General features: G+C 46.0%; 12 protein-coding genes. 9 read left to right on the top strand and 3 right to left on the bottom strand.

Features of this window, described 5'->3' with window-relative positions; translation table 11 throughout:
• Positions 1 to 31: 31 nt before the first annotated feature.
• Positions 32 to 295, bottom strand: coding sequence for a hypothetical protein (locus NIES592_RS23895; RefSeq protein ID WP_073557117.1), 264 nt, complete (start codon positions 293 to 295; stop codon positions 32 to 34).
• A gap of 134 nt (positions 296 to 429) precedes the next feature.
• Entirely contained in the window at positions 430 to 756 is a 327-nt protein-coding gene (locus NIES592_RS23890; protein WP_073557116.1) for a helix-turn-helix domain-containing protein, read from the bottom strand.
• A 92-nt stretch (positions 757 to 848) separates the two neighbouring features.
• On the opposite strand from NIES592_RS23890, the gene NIES592_RS23885 reads away from it, so the two are divergent.
• From NIES592_RS23885 to NIES592_RS23845, 9 genes are all read left to right on the top strand, one after another.
• Positions 849 to 1907, top strand: coding sequence for a hypothetical protein (locus tag NIES592_RS23885; protein WP_073557115.1), 1059 nt, complete (start codon positions 849 to 851; stop codon positions 1905 to 1907).
• The gene (locus NIES592_RS23880) at positions 1904 to 2461 is read left to right on the top strand and encodes a hypothetical protein (protein ID WP_073557114.1); all 558 of its coding nucleotides are present in this window, start codon (positions 1904 to 1906) and stop codon (positions 2459 to 2461) included. Before NIES592_RS23885 ends, NIES592_RS23880 begins: the two co-directional genes overlap by 4 nt.
• The gene (locus NIES592_RS23875) at positions 2458 to 2745 is read left to right on the top strand and encodes a hypothetical protein (protein ID WP_073557113.1); all 288 of its coding nucleotides are present in this window, start codon (positions 2458 to 2460) and stop codon (positions 2743 to 2745) included. The genes NIES592_RS23880 and NIES592_RS23875 overlap by 4 nt, the downstream gene beginning before the upstream one ends.
• 61 nt (positions 2746 to 2806) lie before the next feature.
• Positions 2807 to 3349, top strand: coding sequence for a hypothetical protein (locus NIES592_RS23870; RefSeq protein WP_073557112.1), 543 nt, complete (start codon positions 2807 to 2809; stop codon positions 3347 to 3349).
• A 233-nt stretch (positions 3350 to 3582) separates the two neighbouring features.
• A complete protein-coding gene (locus NIES592_RS23865) occupies positions 3583 to 4131 on the top strand; it encodes a hypothetical protein (RefSeq protein WP_073557111.1) in 549 nt (182 codons plus the stop codon).
• Positions 4107 to 4925, top strand: coding sequence for a hypothetical protein (locus NIES592_RS23860; protein ID WP_073557110.1), 819 nt, complete (start codon positions 4107 to 4109; stop codon positions 4923 to 4925). The genes NIES592_RS23865 and NIES592_RS23860 overlap by 25 nt, the downstream gene beginning before the upstream one ends.
• The gene (locus NIES592_RS23855; RefSeq protein ID WP_218600605.1) at positions 4925 to 5971 is read left to right on the top strand and encodes a metal-dependent hydrolase; all 1047 of its coding nucleotides are present in this window, start codon (positions 4925 to 4927) and stop codon (positions 5969 to 5971) included. The genes NIES592_RS23860 and NIES592_RS23855 overlap by 1 nt, the downstream gene beginning before the upstream one ends.
• 2 nt (positions 5972 to 5973) lie before the next feature.
• Positions 5974 to 6798, top strand: a complete 825-nt coding sequence (locus tag NIES592_RS23850; protein WP_083602525.1) for a hypothetical protein — start codon at positions 5974 to 5976, stop codon at positions 6796 to 6798.
• Positions 6799 to 6800: 2 nt separating this feature from the next.
• On the top strand, positions 6801 to 7382 hold the full coding sequence (locus NIES592_RS23845; protein WP_083602526.1) for a thermonuclease family protein: 582 nt from the start codon (positions 6801 to 6803) through the stop codon (positions 7380 to 7382).
• A gap of 61 nt (positions 7383 to 7443) precedes the next feature.
• Here the strand turns inward: NIES592_RS23845 and NIES592_RS24815 are convergent, their stop codons facing one another.
• Complete coding sequence (locus tag NIES592_RS24815; protein WP_139253794.1) at positions 7444 to 7794, bottom strand: hypothetical protein; 351 nt, start codon at positions 7792 to 7794, stop codon at positions 7444 to 7446.
• Between the last annotated feature and the right edge of the window lie 344 nt (positions 7795 to 8138).

Genomic DNA, 8138 nt, shown 5'->3' with positions numbered 1-8138 from the left:
GGTTGGCGGCGCGACCGTAGGGAGCAATTAGCTAATTATTAAGGCGATCGCTTTTTTCCTCTACATCTACAGGTTTTTTTTTATCCTGCTTGATTCGAGATGCCAATGCGCCAAGGATTTCATCAACGTCTATATCCTTTGCCCCATGAATCTGTAAGACAATCTCTGCTGTAGTCGTGTTATTGCCGCCGAAGATGACCGTCAATCCGGTTGTCTTAAGCTCTTCTTCGATCAGCTTCGCCCTCATCTCGACAGGAAGCGATCGCACCAATTCCCGAACGTCTTCATAATTCACCGGACGGCACTCCACAGCGTTGCTACCCTTAATCTCAACTTAATATCCAGTTGAGAACAATTATTACTTATCCATGCAAATTAGGTTTGCAGTTCTCCTTAGTACAATTGCTTATTTACGGTCATTTTTAAGAGCTAGTTCACATTTATTAGCTTTTTGGAGCGTATTGTTTTCCAAGCTCGACCCATTTTAATCATCTCCTCAGCTAGCTCGTCCTCATCTAACTCTTCATAGGTGATTTCTGGGCGATCGCCAGCAATCTTTTTAGCAAGATCTCTTCTAGCTCCAGGGCTGATTTCATCCATCGCTTCGATCATGCGCCATAAAACATCAGAGGTCACATCCCGCTTGCCATGCAAGTATTCGCTGATGTGATTCTGCGAGATTCCTGTTAGCTCAGAGATCTCCTTTCCTGTTATCCCGTGATGGCGCTTGACTTGTGTAAAAAATTCTCGAAGCATAGATTAAATTAGCGCATAGGTGTATAATTGCCCCATGCGCTTAGCGTATAAGCTAAACAAATCAATTTTTAAGCTAACAAACAGATTATACGATGAATATCCCAATTCCCCAAGGGGTAAGAAATAGAGCTAAAGATACCTATTTCAGACTTACCCCTACTGTTAGAGACAAACTTCTAGAATCAAAGCTAACGGCTGCTGAATGGCGAATTTGGTGCTATTTGATAAGTCTTGACCCATTTGGCGATCGCGGAGCCAAATTTTCACCAGCAGAATTAATGCTCAAGTGCGCGGTCAAGAAATCAACTTACTTTGCAGCCAAAGCCAAATTCCAAAAACTCAGTTTGTTTGATTTCCAAGACGGAGTTACCAAAGTCGTCAATCTGCAAGGCTTCTCAAACCAGTCCAAAATTTCGGAGTGTTCGCAACAAGAACAGCTTATTGAGTCCAAGATTTCGGAGTCAGACTCCAAGATTTTGGAGTTCAAATCCGAGATTTCGGAGTCAAATTCCAGGATTTCGGAATGTCAAAAGCTAAAACCTTTACTGGATAAAGATTCTACAACTCTTCAGACTCTTCAAACTGTTCAAACCTTCCAGACCAAGGAGGAGGAAGGTGAAAAAATTTTTGAGAAAGGGAGTAAGCAGGCAAAAGAAAAAGTAACCAATAGCAAGTTACCGGAGAACTTGATTAACAAGCTAGAGGAACTGGAAATCCCGCTTGATGGGACAGTAAGAAAGGCGATCGCATCTCACCACATTTCGCAGGTGTATGGGGCAGCCGCGCACGTAGAGAAGACCTGGGACACAGTTAAAAATCCTAAGTCCGTCTTTCTTTATCAGTTACCAAAGCAGCCAATCGAGAAGTTACCGCAGTCTCTAAGCTCCGAATTTTTGGACTGGTACGCTCAGGCTTCTTCGGATGAAATTGTTGAGGACTTGCCGCCGGAGTATCTAAGTCGCGATCGCAACAACGAGCCTTTAGTCAGGCTGAAACAGCTAGACCCTATAACAGGTGCGCCCTATCGCTTGGTGGAATGGCGACGGGTTCAGGCTGAGCCTGATTATAACCCAGACAAAGATCTGGTTTCCCTAGCAGACCTGAGCAGCTTTTTAAAACAGTTCATCGAGAAGGGGAATAAAAAACAATGATTGCCACTCGTAAGCATTTCGGCGCAGCGATCGATAAACTGTCTCCCATCGTCATACAGACAGAGCTTGATTTTACTAGGGGACATAAAGAACAGCCAGATCTAGACAAAACCCCTAGTAAAAAGTCTCAAAATCTTAGCCAACAAGACGAACCGCGATCGCAAACAGCCCTCGTCTCTATCTGTCCCAGTTGTAAAAGCCAAACTATTAAACTTGATGACGGCTGCGGGGTCTGTGGTTGGCTACCAGAAAATTTACTAGGGGATAAGATTAACCAGCAACAGGAAATATCCCCTAGTAAAACCCGTCGCCGCAAGGGTGAAGGGTCAGGCTCGATTCATTGGAAGACCTGCAAGCGGAAGGATAAAAGCACGGGACTAATTATTGCAGAGTATTTGCAGCCTTGGTATCACTATGAAATCTGGCGCGAGGGCGATCGCCTCAAAAAAGGCACAGTTTATATTTCTGAGAAGCTTCTAGGAAAAGTTGAGAAGCTAGAAAAGCAGAAAGCGCCAGTTAGAGAAATTTTGAAATTGCTAGGAGTTGCTATATGAAGAAAATCGCAATTAATCAAGGAGAATCGCTTAAAATCCTGACTTCAGTGGGAACCGTCGAATTTATTCCACTAGAAGATGTTGCGGGATATTGCCTTAAAATCAGCAGTTCAGGAGAGGCGATCGCAGAAGTTATTGAAGAATTACCAGAGCGTATAACTGTAGCACTGGCAATAAGCGATGAAGAAAGCTCGGTTGAGAGAGAAGCAAAGTCAACTCATGTTTTGCCCACTGGAAGCTACTTGCTGGATAGCCGAGTTGATGGGGAGTATCGAGTGACTTGATTAATAGTCCAGTGGTCAGAGTAGACTGTCTAGTGGACACGCTGGACATATTAAAAAAATCATGAACGCTGAAATTGATAACTTCCCTGTAAGCCAGTTACAGAGCCGATACAGCATTGGTAAACAAGCAGTCTACAACCGACTGGACGCACTGGACATTAAGCCATTCAAAGAGGGAAACAAAAGCTATATCAATGCTTCTCAGTTGCGATCGCTCGACGAACTTCACCAGCACATCGCTGATGGAGGAACAATGGCTACTTTTGGGACAGCGCAAAACAGCCAAGCGGGTCAATTGGAAAAATTGGACAGTCCAGTAGACGCGATAGAAAGTCCAGTGGACGCTAGCCCAGGATATCTAGTCAAGGCGCTGATTCAGGAGATTGGCGATCGCATAGCACCCAAATCTCCATTGTGGTATCACTCAGAACTGGAGAGGGCTAAGGCTTCTGACTGGTTATTAACCACAGCAGAAATCCAAAAATTAATAGGAGTAAAACCAAAAGTAGAGCGAGGACAGAAAAGCTATAAAAGGGGCAACTGGATATTCGTCAAGGCGGGAAAAATAGGCAATCAAACCGCGTGGCGGGTCATGAAAGAGTAAAATTTTTTCTTTTACAAAGTGCAGAAAAACTAACCAGAATTAAATTGCGATCGCAGAAAAATCTTTTTTCAACAAACTAGCTAAATTTCTAACAGCTTGCTTTAACTTTCTGATATTAAGAATGAAATTCTGGGGTTTCTGATCGCGATCACAGAATTCTGAGAGAGACTCCGGTATAAAAATATTAATGCCTCACATATTATGTATACCTCTGAAAAAATTTTTTAAGCGCCATGAACCAGAATTCTGCCCCTCCCGAACTCATCCGCCCAGAAGACCTGATGGAAGAATTAAACATTAAAAAAGATACTTATTATGCTGATATTAAGTTTCTTGGCATCAAACCTGATAAGGATTCTGAAGGAAAAATCTGGCTAACTTTTGAGCAAGCAGAACAAGTCAAGGCATTGCGTCAACACGTTGAAAATACAGGAAGAAGAGAAGGATTTGAGATTAGCTCTATTGTCAAAGTTGATAATAATAAATTAGCTACTTCAGCTAACAGTAATTCAGACCAAGATATCTACATACAACCTTCAGAGCCAACCGCACAATTTGACTTTAATCAGTTAATGCGTTCGGCAGCAGAATTAAAGGCTCGTGAAATTGCGATGCCTGCTTTGGTCAAGCGAGCGATCGCAGATAAAATGAGCGAAGAAGATTTGCCAGAAGATCTGCAAGAAAAAGTCAATCTAGCTCGTGAGGCAGCCAACCCAAAATTCACACCCGTCCAGGTCGCAGATGTTCTTCTGAGTCAGTGGCGCAACCAGGGCGGGAATTAGGAGAGGAATTTAAGAAAGTTTGCGCTGCTGTTCGATCTGGTCATTCAGCTTTAGTTATTGGCGAAGCAGGGATTGGAATTATTGACTTTGCCCAAGCTCTTTATGAAGAGATGTTAGGGGAGTTCCAGGCTGCGATCGCCATCTACAAAGGCTCTTTAAAAAGTTTTTTTAAGACGATTGCTTTTCAGCTAGATATCCCGACTGAAAACGAAGATGGCAAACAGCTAACCGTTGACCAACTAAAAGAAGAAATCGCGGCGAACTGTAGCGATGAGACGCTGCTAATTTTCCCAGAAGCAAAGCGGCTGACAACTACTATTCGTTACTGGCTCGAAGACTTACTAGCTAATGGAATAAGAATAGTTTGCTTTGGCGCTGCCAATCCTAGCAGAGATATTTTTCTAGAGATGCTGGAAATTGAGCTTGAACTGCCAAGCGATCGCGCTATTCGCGAAGTGATGGAAGCAGAAGCTAAAAAGAACGGTTTGACTCTAGATAATTCCAAACTAGCCTCTCTTCAGCCTCTAGCTGGTAGAAATCCTATGCTAGCTAAGAAAGTAATCCGCAACGAAGCACTAGGATTAAATAAGCAGGCTAAGCCCGAACATACTCAATATGTGGTTATCATGCCTATTCTCATCACGGCGCTACTGGCATTTGGCGTAGTGCGGTTCATCGGGTTAGGCACGAACAATAAGGGAATGTACATTACGGGCGGTGTTTGCCTGGTTGCAGGCATGGCGCTAAAACAGCTTGGTAACGTAAAAGGTTCGAGAAAAAGGTTAGGCGCTTAATGTTTCTTGGGTTTATGGCTGTAACTCATGCGGTGATTGCAGCAGCAGGAACATCATTAATTTTGGGAACGGCTGACCCTTACAAACTAGGGTTAGCCGTTTTAGGTTCGCAGCTTCCCGACTTGGACACTACCAAAAGCACGATAGGAGCAATGTTTTTTCCAGTGTCGGGATGGATTGAGAAACGCTTTCCCCACCGAAGTATTACTCATTCGCTGCTGGCGACGGCTGCGATCGCTGCTGTGTCACTGCTCATCGGGCATTTACTAGGGGATATTTGGACGGCGATCGCTTTACCCTTGGGGCATCTTCTAGCTTGTTTCAGCGATACATTTACTAGGCAAGGAGTTCAGCTATTTTTTCCTAACCCAGTCTGGGCAATCAGTGTAAGCAATCCCAACCGCCGCATCATAACAGGTTCCCCCTCTGAATATTGGGTTTTAGTCAGTGCTACGGCTGCCCTAGTTTTGGGAATTTGGCTGGCGACCAGTGGCGGTACATTTTCTAAAGTCGGTCAAGGATTGGGATTGAGGAGCAGTGCCCTGGATGTTTATAATGCCTCTTCGCCTACCCATCACGTATACGCAGACGTGCGCGGGGTTTTGGCGATCGATTCTACTTCTGCCAATGGCAAATACTTTATTGTTGCCGTCGATGGCTCAGAGTTCATCATTCAAAATACCAAAGGGATTTACAAGACGGGAGAGCAGTTAATTACAGATAGATTAACCGCCAGCGTTGGCGAAGAAGCCAAGACAATAATCCAGACTTTGACCTTTGACGATACTGAAGCGATCGCATCTCTGACTCAGCTAATAGCCAACAATCCCAACGCGGCTATTTTTCTTGATGGAACGCTGGCGGTAGATTTTCCTGAAGAAATTAAAGTACAAGCAGATCCAGCGACCTATCCGGTCATCGAGGTAATGGGTTCTAATGTCAAACTGTCCTGGTGTCCCATCGATAAAGCTTTGTTAGCTCTTCGCGACCAGTACGCCGTGGGTACGCTAACAGTAAAAGTAGTCTCACCTAAGCCGGAGACATAAAGATGAAGATACAGCAGGAAACTTTAGCAGGATGGGCAGGAATGGGATTTATAGGATTAGCCGCCGTCATTATTGGTTTAGCAAGCCCGTCTGAAAATTCCAAATCGAGTTCGGTTAATGCTCAAGAGCAGAATCAAGCGCCAGTTATCGAGCAGTCCAAACAGCCCAAGCGCCACAAAATTACTGTCAACCTGACCTCGATGGACGATCTGAAAATCAAAGAAGGGAACAGGATACAACAGGGAGATATTATCAGCGACAGAACCGAGCAGCGCCAACGGCTGGAAGCCAAGAAGAAACAGCTAGAAGTCGCGATCGCTCAAATGTCCCTGCCGCTCAATCCCATTGCTTCTCTGCCAGCGCCGAACTTAGAAGCTGAGGAAATAGCACTGAAAAAAGCCAAGGCTGAATTAGAGTTAGCAACCAAAGCACTCAAAGAAGCTCCAGAATTGCCTTTTAAGCAACAGTGGCTCAATGAGGATCTAAGACCGGAAAAAATTAGGCAGCAAGCGGCTTTGAAAGAACGGCAGATTAAAGCCGCGATCGCAGTAGAAGCATCTGTTGCTCGTATGAGTGAGGCTAAAACCCGCTACCAGCAACAACAGTACCAGCATTCGATTCAGTTGGCAGCCCAACAGACCAACTTACAAAAGCAGCAATATGACATGGCTTCCCTAACCAATCAATTACAGGAAACAGAGACGAAGCTGGATGAGCTAGTAGCCGTGCGATCGCCTTATGCGGGAAGGGTTAGAAGAATAAAAGTCCTGGGTCAAAATGAGAGGCTGATAACAGTTGAGATAACCCTGGACATGAGGCAGAAATAGTCATGAACAAACTACTTAATGCCTTTCCTTTGGTCTTAGCAGGAGCGCTGATTGCTTACTCGTGTTCTCAAAAAGGCGATCGCACTGCTTCACAAAACTCTCAAACCTCTAGTAATGCCGTTCCTCCTACTTCAGAAGTCTGGAAGATTGCCCAAACCAGGGACGCGATTCACGATGGCGACACGATGCGATTGACGAATGGCTCAGAAGAGTTGAAAGTCAGGTTTTGTGGCATCGATGCGCCCGAACTCAAACAGCAGATGGGCATTGCTGCTAGAGATTATCTGCGATCGCTGGTTAAGCAAGGTGGCGGACAAATTTATGTTGTCCCAATTGAGAAAGATAGATACGGACGTACTGTGGCTGAGTTGTTCGTACCAGCCAAAGGGAAAGACGATGATATTTTTTTGAATGGGGAAATGGTGAGGGCTGGTATGGCTTATCATTACCAGCGATATTCGGGAAATTGCCCCAACAAGAACGCGATCGCTGTTGCTGAAGAGATGGCAAAAAGCGCGAAGGCTGGAGTCTGGAGAGATCCGAACTCTCAAAAGCCCTGGGACTGGCGAAAAAACAATCGATAATCAAATTTCATGATTGGCGATCGCTGCCGGACACAAAAAAGGGGCACAAAGCCCCAAGCAGCTAGCTCAGCCGCGCCCAAAACGAGGGACACGAACCAGACGCAAACAGCACAACAAACACGGGAACAGAAACACACCACCAAGAACCAGAGCGACGCACGACACAGAAAGAAGCCCCCGCCGAAAACTCAGCCGCCGAAAGCAGACGAGCCGCCGAAGCAGCAAACGCACCAGCCGCCGCACGAGAAGAAAAGAACCCCACGACAACCCAACGCGAGAACGAACGGGAAGAAGGACGACAGCAAAGGAAGGAAGCACCAGACGCACGAGCGAGAGGCACAACCGAAGAAACAAACGGAGCGGAACAACCCACAGGAGACGCGCCGCAACACCAGCCACAAGAAACAAACACAAGCAACTCCCGCGCAAAGCGCACACAAAGAACGCTTTTTTAACCGCGAAGGCTGTCAAGGGCAAGCCAGACCCAATTAACAAACGCGAAGCAACAACTTTGTCGGGCTGGCGCAGTTCACGCGATTAGCGCCCTTGACAGCCGTAGCTACACTAGAAAACCCTGTGTGTGCGGCTTCCCCCCGTGGGGGACGGGAGGGGGGTAGCGATCGATTGTAAACGCGCGATCGCGCAACGACTTCAAATAAATAATGCGTAGCACGACTGGCGCAGCACCCCCCAAGAGCGGGCGGGGGGAGGACGACGGCGGACGCGGCGGGGGATGCGAATCTGCGCGGGGGGATG

Source organism: Fischerella major NIES-592 (genome assembly GCF_001904645.1).
GTDB classification, from domain to species: Bacteria; Cyanobacteriota; Cyanobacteriia; order Cyanobacteriales; family Nostocaceae; genus Fischerella; species Fischerella thermalis.
This window is presented reverse-complemented; position numbering and strand designations above follow the sequence as displayed.